The sequence below is a fragment of the Nonomuraea sp. NPDC049646 genome (genome assembly GCF_044465525.1).
Classification (GTDB): domain Bacteria; phylum Actinomycetota; class Actinomycetes; order Streptosporangiales; family Streptosporangiaceae; genus Nonomuraea.
This window is the reverse complement of record NZ_JBITLU010000018.1, coordinates 152,356-169,186: the sequence shown is the minus strand read 5'-3', so window position 1 is coordinate 169,186 and position 16,831 is coordinate 152,356. Positions and strand designations below refer to the sequence as shown.

At 72.8% G+C, this 16,831-nt stretch carries 19 protein-coding genes; 13 read left to right on the top strand and 6 right to left on the bottom strand.

The window, feature by feature from the left end; translation table 11 throughout:
• The first annotated feature begins 28 nt into the window (after window positions 1–28).
• Together ACIBQ8_RS40845 and ACIBQ8_RS40840 are read left to right on the top strand one after the other, a co-directional pair.
• The gene (locus ACIBQ8_RS40845; RefSeq protein ID WP_397194716.1) at window positions 29–1,150 is read left to right on the top strand and encodes a hypothetical protein; all 1,122 of its coding nucleotides are present in this window, start codon (window positions 29–31) and stop codon (window positions 1,148–1,150) included.
• Window positions 1,151–1,303: 153 nt separating this feature from the next.
• Window positions 1,304–1,801 carry a hypothetical protein gene (locus ACIBQ8_RS40840; protein ID WP_397177349.1) on the top strand — a complete coding sequence of 166 codons (498 nt, stop codon included), beginning with the start codon at window positions 1,304–1,306 and terminating at the stop codon, window positions 1,799–1,801.
• Between the two features lie 219 nt (window positions 1,802–2,020).
• Here ACIBQ8_RS40840 and ACIBQ8_RS40835 read toward each other — a convergent pair whose 3' ends face one another.
• Entirely contained in the window at window positions 2,021–2,674 is a 654-nt protein-coding gene (locus ACIBQ8_RS40835; protein WP_397177350.1) for an NAD(P)-dependent oxidoreductase, read from the bottom strand.
• Window positions 2,675–2,786: 112 nt separating this feature from the next.
• Between ACIBQ8_RS40835 and ACIBQ8_RS40830 the strand changes: the two genes are divergently transcribed.
• From ACIBQ8_RS40830 to ACIBQ8_RS40820, 3 genes are all read left to right on the top strand, one after another.
• The gene (locus ACIBQ8_RS40830) at window positions 2,787–3,152 is read left to right on the top strand and encodes a winged helix-turn-helix transcriptional regulator (RefSeq protein WP_397194715.1); all 366 of its coding nucleotides are present in this window, start codon (window positions 2,787–2,789) and stop codon (window positions 3,150–3,152) included.
• Window positions 3,153–3,291: 139 nt separating this feature from the next.
• Window positions 3,292–4,281, top strand: coding sequence for a GTP 3',8-cyclase MoaA (gene moaA, locus ACIBQ8_RS40825; protein WP_397177354.1), 990 nt, complete (start codon window positions 3,292–3,294; stop codon window positions 4,279–4,281).
• A 1-nt stretch (window position 4,282) separates the two neighbouring features.
• Window positions 4,283–5,074: an NTP transferase domain-containing protein gene (locus ACIBQ8_RS40820; RefSeq protein ID WP_397194714.1), complete on the top strand. Its 792-nt coding sequence runs from the start codon at window positions 4,283–4,285 to the stop codon at window positions 5,072–5,074.
• Window positions 5,075–5,388: 314 nt separating this feature from the next.
• Here ACIBQ8_RS40820 and ACIBQ8_RS40815 read toward each other — a convergent pair whose 3' ends face one another.
• Complete coding sequence (locus ACIBQ8_RS40815; protein WP_397177358.1) at window positions 5,389–5,703, bottom strand: DUF3099 domain-containing protein; 315 nt, start codon at window positions 5,701–5,703, stop codon at window positions 5,389–5,391.
• A gap of 99 nt (window positions 5,704–5,802) precedes the next feature.
• On the opposite strand from ACIBQ8_RS40815, the gene ACIBQ8_RS40810 reads away from it, so the two are divergent.
• Window positions 5,803–6,015: a dodecin gene (locus tag ACIBQ8_RS40810; protein WP_125642491.1), complete on the top strand. Its 213-nt coding sequence runs from the start codon at window positions 5,803–5,805 to the stop codon at window positions 6,013–6,015.
• Window positions 6,016–6,258: 243 nt separating this feature from the next.
• On the opposite strand, the gene ACIBQ8_RS40805 is transcribed toward ACIBQ8_RS40810, so the two are convergent.
• Together ACIBQ8_RS40805 and ACIBQ8_RS40800 are read right to left on the bottom strand one after the other, a co-directional pair.
• Window positions 6,259–7,617, bottom strand: coding sequence for a metallopeptidase TldD-related protein (locus tag ACIBQ8_RS40805; protein ID WP_397177565.1), 1,359 nt, complete (start codon window positions 7,615–7,617; stop codon window positions 6,259–6,261).
• 14 nt (window positions 7,618–7,631) lie between these two features.
• Window positions 7,632–9,125, bottom strand: a complete 1,494-nt coding sequence (locus tag ACIBQ8_RS40800) for a TldD/PmbA family protein (protein WP_352327883.1) — start codon at window positions 9,123–9,125, stop codon at window positions 7,632–7,634.
• 77 nt (window positions 9,126–9,202) lie between these two features.
• On the opposite strand from ACIBQ8_RS40800, the gene ACIBQ8_RS40795 reads away from it, so the two are divergent.
• Window positions 9,203–9,898 carry a beta-ketoacyl-ACP reductase gene (locus ACIBQ8_RS40795; RefSeq protein ID WP_352363417.1) on the top strand — a complete coding sequence of 232 codons (696 nt, stop codon included), beginning with the start codon at window positions 9,203–9,205 and terminating at the stop codon, window positions 9,896–9,898.
• A gap of 1 nt (window position 9,899) precedes the next feature.
• Window positions 9,900–10,664 carry an enoyl-ACP reductase FabI gene (fabI, locus tag ACIBQ8_RS40790; protein ID WP_352327881.1) on the top strand — a complete coding sequence of 255 codons (765 nt, stop codon included), beginning with the start codon at window positions 9,900–9,902 and terminating at the stop codon, window positions 10,662–10,664.
• 7 nt (window positions 10,665–10,671) lie between these two features.
• Here the strand turns inward: fabI and ACIBQ8_RS40785 are convergent, their stop codons facing one another.
• Together ACIBQ8_RS40785 and ACIBQ8_RS40780 are read right to left on the bottom strand one after the other, a co-directional pair.
• Entirely contained in the window at window positions 10,672–11,538 is an 867-nt protein-coding gene (locus tag ACIBQ8_RS40785; RefSeq protein ID WP_397194713.1) for a hypothetical protein, read from the bottom strand.
• 124 nt (window positions 11,539–11,662) lie between these two features.
• A complete protein-coding gene (locus tag ACIBQ8_RS40780; protein WP_397177364.1) occupies window positions 11,663–12,610 on the bottom strand; it encodes an aldo/keto reductase in 948 nt (315 codons plus the stop codon).
• 146 nt (window positions 12,611–12,756) lie between these two features.
• On the opposite strand from ACIBQ8_RS40780, the gene ACIBQ8_RS40775 reads away from it, so the two are divergent.
• From ACIBQ8_RS40775 to mshC, 5 genes are read left to right on the top strand one after another with little or no spacing between them, the layout of a single operon-like run.
• The gene (locus tag ACIBQ8_RS40775; RefSeq protein ID WP_397194712.1) at window positions 12,757–13,443 is read left to right on the top strand and encodes an MSMEG_4193 family putative phosphomutase; all 687 of its coding nucleotides are present in this window, start codon (window positions 12,757–12,759) and stop codon (window positions 13,441–13,443) included.
• A 9-nt stretch (window positions 13,444–13,452) separates the two neighbouring features.
• The gene (locus tag ACIBQ8_RS40770; protein WP_352363409.1) at window positions 13,453–14,001 is read left to right on the top strand and encodes a DUF3090 domain-containing protein; all 549 of its coding nucleotides are present in this window, start codon (window positions 13,453–13,455) and stop codon (window positions 13,999–14,001) included.
• The gene (locus ACIBQ8_RS40765) at window positions 13,998–14,762 is read left to right on the top strand and encodes an SCO1664 family protein (RefSeq protein ID WP_397177366.1); all 765 of its coding nucleotides are present in this window, start codon (window positions 13,998–14,000) and stop codon (window positions 14,760–14,762) included. The genes ACIBQ8_RS40770 and ACIBQ8_RS40765 overlap by 4 nt, the downstream gene beginning before the upstream one ends.
• A 31-nt stretch (window positions 14,763–14,793) precedes the next feature.
• Window positions 14,794–15,450, top strand: coding sequence for an NRDE family protein (locus ACIBQ8_RS40760; RefSeq protein ID WP_397177368.1), 657 nt, complete (start codon window positions 14,794–14,796; stop codon window positions 15,448–15,450).
• Window positions 15,447–16,664, top strand: coding sequence for a cysteine--1-D-myo-inosityl 2-amino-2-deoxy-alpha-D-glucopyranoside ligase (gene mshC, locus ACIBQ8_RS40755; RefSeq protein WP_397194711.1), 1,218 nt, complete (start codon window positions 15,447–15,449; stop codon window positions 16,662–16,664). The genes ACIBQ8_RS40760 and mshC overlap by 4 nt, the downstream gene beginning before the upstream one ends.
• Window positions 16,665–16,831 lie beyond the last annotated feature (167 nt).

Genomic DNA, 16,831 nt, shown 5'->3' with positions numbered 1-16,831 from the left:
TGACCGGGCGGTTCCTAGCGTCTCGCTCATGACCAGAAGCCTCCTTCTCGTCTCGCTCGCGGCGGGGTCGCTCACGGCGCCCGTGCCTGCGTATCCCGCCGCGACCGAGCTCGCCATCCGCGCCATCACCGTACGGCCCGCGAACCCGGTCGTGGGGGCCCACGACTCGGTGAGCCTGGTGATCGACGTGATCGCGCGGGGCGCGCGCGGCAAGAACGGCGTCACCGTCAAGGTGGAGCCCGGCGCACCGCCCGGCCCGCTGCTGTCGGCCAAACCCCCGGTCGAGGACACCACCGACCTCCCGCCCGCCGCCGAACCCGGCCTCCAGCCGCCAGCTGTCTCCGGACCGTCGGAGTCCTCCTCGTCCGCGGAGCCCGGGTCGTCGTCGGAGCCCGCCGGATCCACCGGGTCCACCGGGTCCACCGGGTCCACCGGGCCCGCGGGGCCGTCCGGGTCTTCGGCCGCGCCGGGCGGTCCGGCCGCCGCCGTGCAGGGGAGCGTGTACGCGGATCCCGCCGCCGTCCCGGTCGAGGGGCTGCGGGCCCTGATGCCGCTGCCCCTGACGGTCGCCGCCGCGCCGGCCGCCGAGCCTGCCGCCGCGCCGAGGGCCGACCTGCAGAAAGCCCCGTCCGCCGGCACGCTGCCGCCCCGGCTGGTGTGGCGCCAGGGGGCGACTCCGCCGGCCCGGATGGCGGCCGACTGGCAGACCTGGCGTTTCCTGCCCGACAAGAAGCTGAACCGCTTCTACCCGACCGGCACCTGGACGATCAGCGCCACCGCCAGGGACGCGGACGGCGCCACGGTCACCGAATACGCCTCCTTCGAGCTCAGGAGGGCGACCAGGCTGTCGTCCGTCCGGGTGGAGAGGTCGCCGAAGTCCGCCGGCGGCGTGCGCCTGCGCGGCTCGCTGACCAGGATCGACCCGCGCGGCTTCACCGACTTCGGGCCGTACGCCAAGCAGCGGCTGCGCCTCCAGTGGCGCGGGGAGGGCTCGCCGGCCTGGGAGGACGTGGCCGAGACGACGACCGACGCGGCCGGGGCCTTCGTGCAGACGGTGCCGCCCAGGAGAGGCGGCCTGTGGCGGGTGCACTTCCCGGGAACCCCCCACTACGCGCCATACACCACTAAACCCCGACAAATCGCCAGTTAAAGTAATAAAACACGCACAAAAATCCGTCGGGGTATTTGTCGTTATCTAATCGTGATCTGTCGTATCGCAACTTTTCTTTACCCTTACGCGTCATTAGGCGTTGACGTGTCCCGTCCCTGGGGCGCGTCCGAGACGGGGAAGGATTTGTTTTTGATGATGCGACGTCTAGCCGCCGGACTGGCCGCGGCCGCTCTGGGCGCCACGATGGTGGCCACCGCCGCCGCCGCGCCCGCCCTGGCGGACACGGACCCCGATCCCGACTTCGCGGGCGGGAGCACGAGCCTCCAGCTCGATGTCAACCCCGAGCCGGCGCGGCGCGGCAGGGCCCTCGACATCCAGGGCAAGCTGTCGGTGTCCTGCGACGAGGACTACATCAGCGGGTTCGTCGCGGTGCACCACGCCGACTACTGCAAGGACAGCGAGCGCTGGCACCGTCTGGCGTGGAAGCGGGTCGTGATCCTCTTCCAGGCCGACGGCAGCGACGAGTGGGACTACGTCGAGTCGGTCCGGACGAACCGGGACGGCTCCTTCCGTACCAGCGAGCGGGCCTACACCTCGGGCACCTGGCGCGCCGTCTTCGAGGGCTCCAGGTACCTGGCCCCCTCCGAGGGCAAGGACTGGGTGAAGGTCTACGGCGGCCGCCACCACTAGCAGCACCGGCGGAAGCCCGGCCGCAAGGCCGGGCTTCCGGCATGTCCGGCCCCGTTCGGAGCCTCTCCCGAGGCTTCCCGGGCCGTTCCCCGGGCCGTTCCCGAGCCGTTCCCCGGGCCGTTCCCGGGCTGTTCCCCGGGCCGTTCCCAGGCCGTTCGCGAGCCGTTCCCGGCCCTGTTCCGAGCGTCTTCCGAGCCGTTCCCGGGCCGGTCGTCGCCGTCAGTAGCCCACGGCGACCTGAACCCGGTGGTGCCGCGGGTCCTCGATCTCCGCCACCACCGCCGCCGCCAGATCGGCGTAGGAGAACACCGGCCCGCCCTCCTCGGCGGCCATGACCTGCTCCCCGCCGAACCGGTGCCGCCCGCTGCGCTCGGCCCGGTCGTCGAGCACCACCGGCGGCGGCGCGATCACCACCCAGTCCAGCGCCCCGCCCTCCTCGCGCAACACCTCCAGCTCGGCGGCGTGCCCGAGGGAGAACGTCCGGGCGTCCTCGGGGAAGCCGGGGGTGTCCACCAGCCGCGTCCCCGGCGCGACCTCCAGCAGGGTGCCGATGCCGAGGGCCACCAGCCGGGGCACGCCCGCCGCCGCCAGCCCGCCGGTCAGCGCCCGCGCCGCCGCCGTGTAGAACTCCGCGGACGGCACGTCCAGCCGGACGCTCGCCTGCACCGCCACGTCGTGCCCCGCCGCGACCGCCGCCACGCTCTCCCGGTCGGTCACGTCACCGGCCACCACGCGCACGCCGTCGCCGGACGGCCCCGCGTACCGGGACGGGTCGCGCACCACGGCCGTCACCTCGTGCCCCCGCTCCAGGGCCTGCCCGGCCACCCGCGCGCCGGCCCGTCCGCCGCCGCCGAAAACCACGATCCTGCTCATCGTCCGCCACTCCGTCCGGCGGCCGGCACACCCGGCCGCGTCCGGCAGACGGTAGACGCCCGACGGTCACTTCCCGCAACGATAGTGAGCCTCCGCCGCCTAGCATGGACGCATGGCCGAACCCCTTGACCCCGACATGTTCGCCGCCTGTGCCCCCGTCGCCCCCGTCCGCGTCGGCGACAAGTGGACCGCCAAGATCATCCGCTGTCTGGAGCAGGGCCCGAGACGCTTCACCGAGCTGCAGGTCCCGCTGCGCGGCATCACCCCGAAGGTCCTCACCGCGTCCCTGCGCGCCATGGAACGCGACGGCCTGCTCACCCGCACGGCCTACCCCGAGATCCCGCCCCGCGTCGAGTACGCCCTGACCTCCCTCGGCCGCAGCCTGCTCGCGCCCATGGCGGCCGGCTGCGAGTGGTCCAGGCGGCACCTGTCGGAGCTCATCGACGCCCGCGAGTCCTGGCACGCCGCCCACCCCTGACGGTCCCGTCCCGGCGGCCCCGAGGAATCGATCACCGGCGCGGCGTGTTGCCTGCCAGGGGGAGGCAGGCGGTTTTGAGCGCCGCGCGACACCCGTCGTAGTCTGGCTCTCTGGCGAAACGGACAGGAGGTGACGCCCCATGTTGCGAGACTCGTTCGGACGGGTGGCCACGGATCTGCGGGTGTCCCTCACGGACAAGTGCAACCTGCGCTGCACGTACTGCATGCCGCCCGAAGGGCTCGACTGGCTGCCCACGGCCCAGTTGCTGACGGCCGACGAGATCGTCCGGCTGGTGCGCGTCGGCGTCGAGCGGCTGGGCATCACCGAGGTGCGCTACACCGGCGGCGAGCCGCTGCTCCGGCGCGAGCTGGTCGACATCGTCGCCCGCACCACCGCCCTGGAGCCGCGTCCCCAGGTGCTGCTGACCACCAACGGCATCGGCCTGGCCCGGGTGGCCGAGCCGCTGGCGCGGGCCGGCCTCGACCGGGTCAACGTCTCGCTCGACACGCTCGACCCGGCCACGTTCAAGCGGCTCGCCCACCGCGACCGGCACGCCGACGTCATCGCGGGGCTGGCCGCCGCCGACGCGGCGGGCCTGCGCCCGGTCAAGGTCAACGCGGTGCTCATGCGCGGCGTCAACGACCACGAGGCCGTGCCGCTGCTGCGCTTCTGCCTGGAACGCGGCTACGAGCTGCGCTTCATCGAGCAGATGCCGCTCGACGCCCAGCACGGCTGGACCCGCGAAGGCATGATCACCGCCGACGAGATCCTCGAACGCCTCTCGGCCGCCTTCGACCTGACGCCCGACGACCTGGAGCAGCGCGGCAGCGCCCCGGCCGAGCGGTTCCTGGTCGGCGGCGGCCCGGCCCGGGTCGGCGTGATCGGCTCGGTGACGCGCCCGTTCTGCGGCGCCTGCGACCGGGTCCGGCTCACCGCCGACGGCCAGGTGCGCAACTGCCTGTTCGCCACCGAGGAGTCCGACCTCAAGACCGCCATGCGCGCGGGCGCCTCCGACGACGACCTGGCCGCCCGCTGGGTCGCCGCGGTCGCCCGCAAGCGCGCCGGGCACGGCATCGACGACCCGTCCTTCCTCCAGCCGTCCAGGCCGATGTCGGCCATCGGCGGCTGAGGTGCCCTTCGACGCGGTGATCCTGGCCGGGGGAGCGGCCCGCCGTCTGGGCGGCGCCGACAAGCCCGGCCTGGCCGTCGGCGGCCGTCCGCTGGTCGAGCGGGTGGTCGCGGCGGCGTCCGGCGCGCGCCGCACGGTCGTCGTCGGGCCGCGCCGGGAGCTGCCCGGGGTCGTGTTCACCCGGGAGGACCCGCCGGGCGGCGGGCCCGTCCCCGCGCTGGCCGCCGGGTTGCGCCAGGTCGACGCGCCGTGGCTGGTGCTGCTCGCCGGCGACCTGCCGTTCCTGACGGCCGCGCACGTGCGGGAGCTGCTGGCGGCGGCCCGTCCAGGCGCGGGAGCCGTCATGGTCGACGACGACGGCCGCGAGCAGTGGCTGGTCGGCGCCTGGCCGGTGCCGGAGCTGCGGACGGCGCTCGCCGCCTACTCCGGGCGTTCCCTCAAGGGCCTGCTCGGCCCCCTGACCGGAACGCGGCTGGCCTCGCCGGGCCGGCCGTGGTTCGACTGCGACACGATGGACGACCTGAAGGAGGCTCGCATGAACGTACTCGCCGAGTGGACGGCGCTGGTGTGCACGGAGCTGGGCGTCGACCCCGCCCGGGTGGACCGCGACCTGGTCCTCGACCTGACCAAGGAGGTCGCCCACGGGGTGGCCAGGCCCGCCGCGCCGCTCACCGCCTACCTGCTCGGGCTGGCCCAGGGCGCGGGAAGCGCCCCCGAGGACGCGGTGGCCAGACTGGTCACATTGGCGAAGAACTGGGAGCAGGCGACCACCGAGACGCTGACTGACGGCTGACACTCGAACGAACTCTTGAAGTCAAGCCGGCCGCTTCCTCCAGATTTCCTGGGAATTACGAGGAGGAGGCCGGTGTAAACGATTTCGGGAAAGCGGTCCTATCGGACTCCGGCCGGCGCGGGGGACTGATCGTCCAATGCAAAGGGCTGGCCAGGAAAAGGGCGACGCCGGGTGGTTACGGGGGCAAACCACCCGGCGTCGCTTCATCGGCGTTCCGACGGGGGCCCGGAACGCCGGCACCAGCACTCCGACGGGGGACCGGAGCGCTTGCCTAAAGCGTACACCTACAACCCATGGGATGCGTCAAGACTTAGTCACGACCCGATCTCGCGTCGATGCAGCGGTATCTCGGTTTGGTTAGCCTCGGGGGACTGAAAGTGGGGCGGCGGCGCGCCCTCGCTGCGCTCATTGGCCCCGATTACGGCAATGTATGGCAAAAACACTGCCCCGGCGATGAACAGCAGCCGGTAGGGCCACGGCACCGGCACCACGACCGCCAGGATCAGGCAGATCGTCCGGATGCCCATCTTGATCAGGTAGGCGATCTCACGCTTGCGGATGTCCGCCGTCAGCGAGGGTCTGGCGTCGGTGACCTGGTGGACGTCCGGCTTCTTGCGCCACCCCTTCATACCTTCCACGGTAGACCTCGTACGGGCAGGGCGCGACGGCGCGGCCGGGCGATGAGGAGGGTCATGCGATCATGGCCTTCGAGTAAGGAGGATGGGGAGATGACGGATCGAACGTATCGGGTCACTGAGATAGTCGGCACGTCGGGGGAGAGCCTTGACCAGGCCATCCGCAACGGCCTCCAGCGGGCCTCGCAGACCCTGCGCCACCTGGACTGGTTCGAGGTCACCGAGATCCGCGGCCACCTCGACGGAGGCGAGATCGCGCACTACCAGGTGGGCATGAAGGTGGGCTTCCGCCTGGAGGACTCCTGACCGTCCCCGGACGGCCCGGGGCCGGCGCCCCGGCACACTGACGCCCGTCCGAGCCCCGGCCCGCCCTGCGGCGCGCTGGGAGCCCGGACGGCCGCCCGGAACGACGACGCCCGCCGCCCCGCTCGATCGCGGGACGGCGGGCGCGTACGGCAGCCGTGACCCCGGGCGTGACCCCGGGCGTGACCCCGGGCGTGACCCCGGGCGTGACCCCGGGCGTGACCCCGGGCGTGACCTGCGGCCGGGTCAGCTCGCCTGGCTGACCGTCGACATGTTGAAGTCCGGCACCCGCAGCGGCGGCATCACCGTGCGCTGGAAGTAGTCGTTCCACTCGCGGGGCAGCGTGCGCTGCGCCGCCCCCACCTCCGTGACGCGCCCGAGCAGGTCGACCGGGCTCTCGTTGAACCGGAAGTTGTTCACCTCGCCGACGACCTCGCCGTGCTCCACCAGGTAGACGCCGTCGCGGGTGAGGCCCGTGACCAGCAGCGTCTGCGGATCGACCGCGCGGATGTACCACAGGCAGGTGACCAGCAGCCCGCGCCGGGTGGAGGCGATCATCTCCTCCAGCGACCGGGCGCCCTCCGCCGGGCCGGACATGACGAGGTTGTCGACGCCGGGCGTCACCGGCAGCCCGCTCAGCTCCGCCGAGTAGCGCGTCTGGAGCAGCGACTCCAGCCGGCCGTCCCTGATCCAGTCGGTGGGGCCCAGGGGCAGGCCGTTGTCGAACACCGAGCTGTCGCGGCTGGAGGCGTGCGCGGTGACGAAAGGCGCGCACGAGATGCCCGCGGCCCGGGGATCGCTGGACAGCGTGATCGGCAGCGTGGCGAGCTGCTCGCCCACCCGGGTGCCGCCGCCCGGCCCGGAGAACACCGAGCGGCCGTCGAGCGCGTCCCTGGCGCCCGCGGACCAGTACAGGTAGATCATCAGGTCGGCCACCGCGCTCGGCGGCAGCAGCGTCTCGTAGCGGCCGGCGGGCAGGTCGACCCGGGTCTTGGCCCACTCCAGGCGCTGGGCCAGCGTGGCGCCGAGCGCGGCCACGTCGACGTCGGCGAAGTCCTCGGTGAACACGCCGGTCCAGGCCGACCGCTTCAGGTCGCCGGACTTGGCGTTGAGCTCCAGGCGGCCGGTCGGCTGGTCGTGCCGCAGCCGCACGCCGGTGGAGGTGCCGAGGAAGGTCGAGGTCAGGGAGTGCTCGGCGAAGCCGTAGAGCTTCCTGTCGCCGGACTCGGCGGCCGAGAACGCCTCGCCGAGCGCGGGCGCGAACCGCTCGAACACCCCGATGTCGGTCGGCCGCACCTCGTCGTCCCAGCCGGGCGCGGCCGGGCCGCCCTCGACCAGCGGGCGGGCGTCCTCGGCGGGCCGGGCCTCGCGGGCCGCCCGGTCGGCCGCCGCTACCACGTCGGGGAGCTGGTCGGCGCGCACGGCCGAGCGCGAGACCACTCCCACGCCCTGCCCGGCCACCGAGATCACGGTCAGCCGGGACGAGCGGGCCACGCCGTTGGTGGTCAGCGTGTTGCCCGCGAAGCGCAGGTTGGCCGTGGAGCCCTCGTCCACCAGCACCACGCAGCCGTCGTTCGCGGAGAGCTCCAGAGCCCTCTCCACCATCTCCTGCGGAGTAGTCACTTGCCGCCCTCCTGCACCGTGTTGAGCACGCGCACGCCCCTGAACAGCGCCGACGGGCATCCGTGGCTGACCGGCGCGACCTGCCCCGGCTGGCCCTTGCCGCAGTTGAAGGCGCCGCCCAGCACGTACGTGCCCGGCCCGCCGACGCCGTCCATCGACTGCCAGAAATCGGTCGTGGTGGCCTGGTAGGCGAAGTCTCTGACCTGCCCGGCCAGCTTCCCGTGCGAGATCCGGTACGCCCGCTGCCCGGTGAACTGGAAGTTGTAGCGCTGCATGTCGATCGACCAGCTCTTGTCGCCCACGATGTACAGGCCGCGCTCCACGCCCGCGATGAGCTCCTCGGTGGAGGGCCCGCCGGGCGCGGCGGCCAGCGACACGTTCGCCATCCGCTGGATCGGCATGTGGCCGGGGGAGTCGGCGAAGGCGCAGCCGTTGGAGCGCCCGAACCCCTTCATCAGCGCCATCCGCCGGTCGAGCTGGTAGCCGACCAGCACGCCGTCCTTGACGATGTCGAAGCTCTGCCCGCGCACGCCCTCGTCGTCGTAGCCGACCGTGGCCAGGCCGTGGGTGACCGTGCGGTCGCCGGTGACGTTCATCAGCGGCGAGCCGTAGACCAGCTCGCCGAGCTGGTCGAAGGTGGCGAAGCTGGTGCCGGCGTAGGCGGCCTCGTAGCCCAGCGCCCGGTCGAGCTCGGTGGCGTGGCCGATCGACTCGTGGATGGTCAGCCACAGGTTGGACGGGTCGATCACCAGGTCGTAGTCGCCCGCCTCGACCGAGGGCGCGGCCAGCTTCTCGGCCAGCAGCTCGGGCAGCCGGCCCAGCTCGGCCGGCCAGTCCCAGCCCGTGCCGGTCAGGTACTCGTAGCCGCGGCCGACCGGCGGCGCGATCGTGGACATGTCGTCGAAGCCGCCCTCGTGCGCCTTCATCGCGTTGAGCGACGGATGCACCCGCACGCGCTGCTGCGTGGTCACCGTGCCCGCGGTGTCGGCGTAGAACTTCTGCTCCTTGACCTGCAGCAGCCGCGCCGAGACGTGGTCGGCGCCCTTGAGCAGCCCGGCCGACCAGTCGGCCAGCAGCCCCACCTTGTCGGCGGAGGGCACCTCGAACGGGTCGACGTCGTAGTCGGAGACCCACACCGCGTCGGCGTGCACCGGCTCGGGCGCCAGCTCGATGGGCTCCCGGTTGACCGGGGCGCTCACCTCGGCCACCCGCACCGCCTGCTCGGCCACGGCCGCGGCGGCCTGCGGGGTCAGGTGGATGCCGGCCGCGAACCCCCATGTGCCACCCTTGACGACACGGACGGCGTAGCCGAGGTCGTCGGCGTCGAGCGCGCCTTCGAGGCGGGCGTCGTACAGGCGCAGCGTCTCGGCCCTGACGCGTTCGAGCCGGAAGTCGGCGTGCTCGGCGCCGAGGTCGCGGGCGCGTTGCAGGGCCGCGTCCGCGAGCTGCCGCAGCGGCAGTTCCAGGAAGTCGGGATCGATCTGGCGCATGTCCACGATCCTAACCCTGTGATCTTGTGCCACCCGGACAAGCGGATACTCGCAAGTAAGAGATAGCGTCAGATGCCATGGCACGCTCTGTACTCGTCACCGGAGGCAATCGCGGCATAGGCCTCGCGATCGCCCGTGAACTCGCCGCGGCCGGCGACGCCGTCGCGGTCACCTACCGATCGGGGGAGCCGCCGGAGGGCCTGTTCGGCGTCCGCTGCGACGTCACCAGCACGGCCGAGGTCGAGGCCGCCTTCGACAAGGTCGAGGCCGAGCAGGGGCCGGTCGAGGTCCTCGTCTCCAACGCCGGCATCACCAAGGACACCCTGCTGGCGATGATGAAGGAGGAGACCTTCACCGACGTCATCGACGCCAACCTGACCGGGGCCTACCGGGTGGCCAAGCGCGCCATCAGGCCCATGATGAAGATCAAGCGCGGCCGCATCATCCTCATCTCCTCCGTGGTCGGCCTGTCCGGCCAGGCGGGCCAGGCCAACTACGCCGCCTCCAAGGCCGGCCTGGTGGGCTTCGCCCGCTCCCTGGCCCGCGAGTACGGCTCGCGCAACATCACCGTCAACGTGGTCGCGCCCGGCTTCGTGGCCACCGACATGACGGCCGGCCTCGACCAGGAGGCCATCGTCAAGAACATCCCGCTCGGGCGGCAGGCCGCCCCCGCGGAGATCGCGCGCGTCGTCCGCTTCCTGGCCGGCGACGACGCCTCGTACATCACCGGGGCCGTGATCCCGGTCGACGGCGGACTCGGAATGGGGCACTGACGTGGGAATTCTCGAAGGCAAGCGGATCCTCGTGACCGGCGTGCTCACCGACGCCTCCATCGCCTTCTCGGTGGCCAAGCTGGCCCAGGAGGAGGGCGCCACGGTGGTGCTCACCGGGTTCGGCCGGCTGAGCCTGGTCGAGCGCATCGCCAAGCGGCTGCCCCAGACCCCGCCGGTGCTGGAGCTCGACGTCCAGGACACCGACCAGCTCGACACGCTGGCCGCCCGCGTGGGCGAGCACGTCGACGGGCTCGACGGCGTCGTGCACTCCATCGGGTTCGCGCCGCAGAGCGCCCTCGGCGGCAACTTCCTCAACACGCCGTGGGAGGACGTCGCCACCGCCCTGCAGGTCTCCACGTACTCGTTCAAGTCGCTGGCCGTGGCCTGCCTGCCGCTGATGAAGGAGGGCGGCGCGGTCGTCGGCCTCGACTTCGACGCCTCCAAGGCCTGGCCGGTCTACGACTGGATGGGCGTGGCCAAGGCCGGCCTCGAGTCGTGCAGCCGCTACCTCGCCCGCGACCTGGGCAAGCACAACATCCGGGTCAACCTGGTCTCGGCCGGGCCGCTGCGCACGATGGCCGCCAAGTCGATCCCCGGCTTCAAGGAGTTCGAGGAGAGCTGGCCCGAGCGCTCGCCGCTGGGCTGGGACCTCACCGACACCGTCCCGGCCGCCAAGGCGTGCGTGGCGCTCATGTCCGACTGGTTCCCCGCCACCACCGGCGAGATCGTGCACGTCGACGGCGGCGCGCACGCGATCGGCGGCTGAGCGCCCCTCACGCCAGGCGGTGCCGGCCGCTGCCCGCCGGGGCCGGCTCGAACGGGATCGACTCGCTCGGCTCGGCCCGGTGCCGCCGCTGCTGCACGATCCGGGTGGCCAGCACCGCCGAGCCCAGCAGCACGATCGTCAGCACCGTGCCCAGCACGTCCTGAGCCGGCGGGCTGGGCCGCACCACCCGCTGGTCGCGCAGCGGCACGGCCAGCTCGCGCCCGAACGGGTTGGGCCACAGCAGCTCCACCCGCGAGTCGTCGGGGTCGGCGGTCGGCTCCTCGGCGGTGACCGGCCGCTCGTCGTCCAGCGTGTACGGCCGGTGCTGCGGCGGCGTGGGCGGCTGCGTCGGCAGCGGCGCGGTGGCCTCGTCGGTCTCGCGCTCGCGCGGCCGGTCGCCGCGGTGCCGCCCGGTCTCGGTCTCGGTCTGCGGCCCGGGGGACGCCGTCGGGGTGGGCCGGGGCGTCAGCGAGGTGAGCACGCCCTGGTCGCCGCAGGCCAGCACCGGCAGGCACACGTCTTTCAGCGTCTCGGGCACCAGGTCGGAGTGGCTGGGGCTGGGGGAGGGGCGGTCCGATCGCGACGGCTTGGCGGGCCTGCCGGTCGGCACGGCGTCGCCGACGGTGCCGAGCACCTCGCCGGTGGCCTTGTCGACGCCCTTGGTCACCGGGTCGGCCTTGCCGCCGGTCACCTCGTCGACCGTGCCCGTGAGCGCGCCGACGACGTCGCACAACGTGTCGGTGACGCCCGAGAGCAGGCCCCCCTCACCCGGGCAGCCCCGGACGGCGGCGGCGGAAGCGGCCGGCGTCCCCGCCGGGATCGCCGCCAGCGCCACCGCGAGCACCCCGGCCGAGATCGCGGTCCTGCTCCCCATCCGTCCCCTCCTGTGTCGCTTCAGGAGGAAATCCTTATGGACAAGGCCCGTCAGACGCAGGCTTTTTCCCGGTAAAGTTGCGATTCGGTATCGACTAGTGATACGCGAGATGGATTCTCGTTCGTCAGTCGAGCGAGGACACGTCATCGAGCGCCTCCCGGATCTCGATCGGGAGCACGACGTCCTCGGCCGACAGGATGCCCTTGAGCTGCGTGTGGGTGCGGGCGCCGACGATCGCCGAGGCCACCCCGGGCTGGTCGCGCACCCACGACAGCGCCACCGCCAGCGGCGAGACGCCGAGCCCGTCGGCGGCGGTCGTGACCGACTCGACCACGCTGCGGCCCCGCTCGTCGAGATAGGGACGGACGAAGTCGGCGAAGTGCGGCGTCGCGGCGCGGGAGTCGGCCGGGATGCCGGTGCGGTACTTGCCGGTCAGCACGCCCCGGCCGAGCGGCGACCAGGCCAGCACGCCGACGTCGAGGTGGGCGGCGGCGGGCAGCAGCTCGCGCTCGGGCTCGCGGGCCAGCAACGAGTACTCGACCTGGGCCGAGGTGATCGGGATGCGGCCGGGGACCGCCTTCTGGGTGACCGCGGCGGCGGCGAGCTGCCAGCCCGCGTAGTCGCACACGCCGGCGTAGACGGCCCGGCCGGAGGAGACGATCGCGTCGAGGGCGGCCAGGGTCTCCTCCAGCGGCACCTCGGCGTCGTAGGTGTGGAGCTGCCACAGGTCGACGTAGTCGAGGCCGAGCCGGTTGAGCGACTCGTCGACGGCGGCGATCAGGTGGCGCCTGGAGGCGTCGCGCGGCCGGCGGCCGGTCGGGGTGACCACGGCCTTGGTGGAGATCACCAGCTCCGAGCGCGGCACGGAGTCGCGCAGCATGCGGCCGAGCAGCCGCTCGGAGTCGCCGCCGGTGTAGACGTCGGCGGTGTCGACGAGGGTGCCGCCAGCGTCGACGAACGAACGGAGCTGGGCGGCCGCCTCCTCCGGGTCGGTGTCACGGCCCCAGGTCATCGTGCCGAGCCCCAGCCGGGACACCGACAGGCCGCTGCGGCCGACATAGCGCTGCTCCATGATCCCGCCAGGTTACCAAGAACGGGCCCGCCCGCCAGTCCGCCGCTCCAATGTCCTGCCTGGTGAGGAGCGTGGCGGCGGGTGGATGCGAAGTTTTCTCGCAGGTGCGTGAAACATGGTGATCCGCGCCTGCGACACTTGCTGGTGTGACCACCCTTCTGCTGGCCCGCCACGGGCTGACCGACCTCACCGGGCCGGTGCTGGCCGGGCGCACCCCGGGGGTGCACCTGAGCGAGGCCGGGCGGGCGCAGGCCGAGGCGCTGGCCGGCCGCATCGCCGGGGTCCGGCTCGACGCCGTCGTCTCCAGCCCGCTCGAACGCTGCCGCGAGACCGCCGAGGCCGTCGCCAAGGGCCGCGGGGCGGACGTGCTCCTCGACGAGCGGCTGATCGAGTGCGGCTACGGCACCTGGACCGGCCGCCCGCTCAAGGAGCTCGCGCGGGAGCCGCTCTGGCAGACCGTGCAGGCGCATCCGAGTGCGGTGACATTTCCGGAAGGGGAGTCGCTGGCCGATATGCAACATCGGGCGGTCGCCGCCGTCCGGGAGTGGAATCGACGCCTCGGGTTGAAGGGTGTCTACCTGGCGTGCACCCACGGAGACGTCATCAAGGCGATCGTGGCGGACGCTCTGGGGCTGCACCTCGATCATTTTCAGCGGATAACAGCCGATCCTGCGGCCCTCACCGTGATTCGCTATGCCCCCTTGCGTCCCTTTGTTCTCAGGATTAACGATATGGGGGAATTGCGGTTGCCCGAGGATTCGGAGGAGAAAGACGGGGGAGAAAACATCACCGGGAGCGATGCCGCCGTCGGCGGTGGACCCGGGACCACGTAAGGTCAGGCTATGCCGGTCTTCGACTACGACCCACCGGAGAGGTTCGTCGCCGGCGCCCTGGGGCAGCCGGGCGCGCGGGTCTTTTTTCTGCAGGCCAGGGCCGAGGGCAGACTGACCACCGTGGCGCTGGAGAAGCTGCAGGTGGCTGCGCTCGCGGGCAGGCTCGACGAGCTGCTCGACGAGGTTCTGCGGCTCAGCGGGGGCACCGCGCACGTGCCCGCGCTGGCTCCGGCCGACCTGGCCGACGACGCCCCCCTCGACGTGCCGGTCGCGGAGGACTTCCGGGTCGGCACCATGGCGCTGGCCTGGGACGACGACAAGTCCCAGGTGGTGATCGAGGCGCAGGAGGTCATCGACGAGGAGGACCTCGACGGCCCCGACCCCGCCGTGCTGCGGGTGCGGATCAGCGCCGGCGCCGCGCGCGCCTTCACCCGCAGAGCGCTCCAGATCGTGGCGGCGGGCCGGCCCCCCTGTCCCCTGTGCGGGCAGCCGCTCGACGCCGAAGGCCATGTCTGCGTCCGACTCAACGGCTACCGCGGGGGTGAGGCGGCTTCATGACCGCTCCTGAGAGCGAACCGGCCGTCAAGCCGCCACAAGGGCCGATCATGCAGGAGGAGGAGGCGCTCACGCTGCTGCGCGACGGGCGCCTGGAGGTGGCCGGCCGCCTGGTCGAGGCCACCAACATGACCCTCTACTGCTCGATCAAGCTGGGCAGCCGCAGCGCCGCCTGCGTCTACAAGCCGGTGCGCGGCGAGCGCCCCCTGTGGGACTTCCCCGACGGCACCCTCGCCGCCCGCGAGGTGGCCGCCTACGAGGTCTCCCAGGCGACCGGCTGGCGCATCGTGCCGCCGACCGTCTACCGCGAGGGCCCGTTCGGTCCCGGCATGTGCCAGTTGTGGATCGACACCGAGCGCGAGATCGACCTCATGCGGCTGGTCAAGAGCCGCAACCCGGTGGTGCGCCGGATGGCGGTGTTCGACGCGGTGGTCAACAACGCCGACCGCAAGGGCGGTCACCTGCTGCCGCTGCCGACCGGGCACGTCTACGGCGTCGACCACGGCGTCTGCTTCTCGGTCGAGGACAAACTGCGTACCGTGCTGTGGCAGTGGCGGGGCAAGCCGCTGGCGCGCGAGGCGGTGGCGGTGCTGGCCAAGCTGGAGCGCGACCTGGAGTCGGGCTCGCTGGGGCGGCGGCTGCGCGAGCTGCTCACGCCGGCCGAGGTGGAGGCCACCTGGCGGCGGGTCAGGCGGCTGCTGGACACCGGCGTGCATCCGTACCCGTCGGAAGGGTGGCCGGCCGTTCCCTGGCCCCCCATCTGAGAACTGGCGGGGGTTTTATACCCTTTGCCGCATGTGCACGCTGATCGTGAGAACCGGGGAGCCGCTGACCCTCATGGGCGTGCGGGACGAGCTCACCGACCGCCCCTGGGAGGGGCCCGGGGAGCACTGGCCCGAGCATCCCGGCGTGATCGGCGGCCGTGACCTCAAGGGCGGCGGCACCTGGATGGCCCTCTCGCCGTCCGCCTGCCGCGCCGCCGCCCTCCTCAACGGCCACGGCAGGCAGGCCCCGGAGACCACCAGGGTCTCCCGCGGCGACCTGGCGCTGATCGCGGTGTCCACGGGCGGCGTCCCGGACGTCGACCTGACCCGCTACGACCCCTTCCACCTCGTGCTCGCCGACCTGTCCGGCGTACGGCTGTTCAGCTGGGACGGCGACCGCCTCACCGCCGCCGCCCTGCCCGAGGGCACCAGCATGGTCGTCAACACCGGCCTCGACCCGGACGCCGGCCGCGTACGGGCCCACCTGCCGCGCTTCGCGAGCGCGCCCGACTGGGCGGAGCTGATCACCGGCGCGCACTCCGACCGGCCGGACGCCCTCCTGGTGCGCAACACGCTGCCCGACGGCCGGGTCTACGCCTCGCTGTCGGTGATGCGGGTCACGCTGGCGCAGGACGACACCGCCTACGAGTTCACGGACCTTACGGCACGGATAGGCTCAAAGGCATGAGATCGTGGTCTGCCCAGAACATCCCCAAGCTCCCAGGTGAGAGCATTCCGCTGCGTCTCTACGACACGACGACGAGGCAGGTGCGGCAGACCGATCCCGGCCCCACCGCCCGGATGTACGTCTGCGGCATCACCCCCTACGACGCCACCCACCTCGGCCACGCCAACACCTACCACGCCTTCGACCTGGTGGGCCGGATGTGGCGGGACGCCGGGCACGAGGTCCACTACACCCAGAACGCCACCGACGTGGACGACCCGCTGCTGGAGCGGGCCGCCCAGACCGGCGTCGACTGGCAGGAGCTGGCCGAGCGCGAGATCGAGCTGTTCCGCACCGACATGGAGGCGCTGCGCATCCTGCCGCCGCGCGAGTACGTCGGCGTCACCGAGGTCGTGGGCCACGTCGCCGACCTGATCACCGAGCTCGCCACCAAGGGCTGCACCTACGACCTCGACGGCGACGTCTACTTCAAGGTGGCCGACGCCCCCAAGTTCGGCCAGGTGTCGGGCTACGACGAGGCCGAGATGCTGGCCCTGTCCGCCGAGCGCGGCGGCGACCCCGACCGGCCGGGCAAGCGGCACCCGCTCGACTGGCTGCTGTGGCGGGCCGAGCGGCCCGGCGAGCCGGCCTGGGAGAGCAGCCTGGGCCGGGGGCGTCCCGGCTGGCACATCGAGTGCACCGCGATCGCGCTGCGCAACCTGGGCCCCGGCTACGACGTGGCGGGCGGCGGCTCCGACCTGATCTTCCCGCACCACGAGTGCGGCGCCTCCGAGGGGCACGCGGCGACGGGGGAGTGGCCGTTCGCCAAGTTCTACACGCACGCGGGCATGGTGGCGCTCGACGGCGAGAAGATGTCGAAGTCCAGGGGCAACCTGGTGTTCGTCAGCCGGCTGCGGCAGCAGCACGACCCGATGGCCGTGCGGCTCGTCCTGCTGGCCCACCACTACCGGGAGGACTGGGAGTACACGCCCGACCAGCTCGCCGCCGCCGAGCGCCGGCTCGCGCTGTGGCGCTCGGCCGTCGCCCTGCAGGGCGCGCCGCGCGCGGAGGAGCTGCTGGCCACGGTCCGCGAGCGGATGGCCGACGACCTCGACTCGCCGGGCGCGCTGGCCGCGATCGACGCCTGGGCCGAGCGGGCGCTGGCCGAGGGCGGGCCGCAGCGGCCCGGCCTGGTCAAGGATCTCGCCGACGCCCTGCTCGGCATCGCGCTCTGACCGCCGCCCGGCTTCGGGCCCAGAGGGCGAACGCACGGGTGACATGGTCGTGGGGGGGGGGGGGGGGGGCGGGCGCGCCCCCCCCCCCCCCGCGCCGCCGGGGGGGGGGGGCGGGGCGCGCCCCCCCCCCCCCCCCCCCCCCCCCCCCCCCCCCCGGCGCCGCGGCG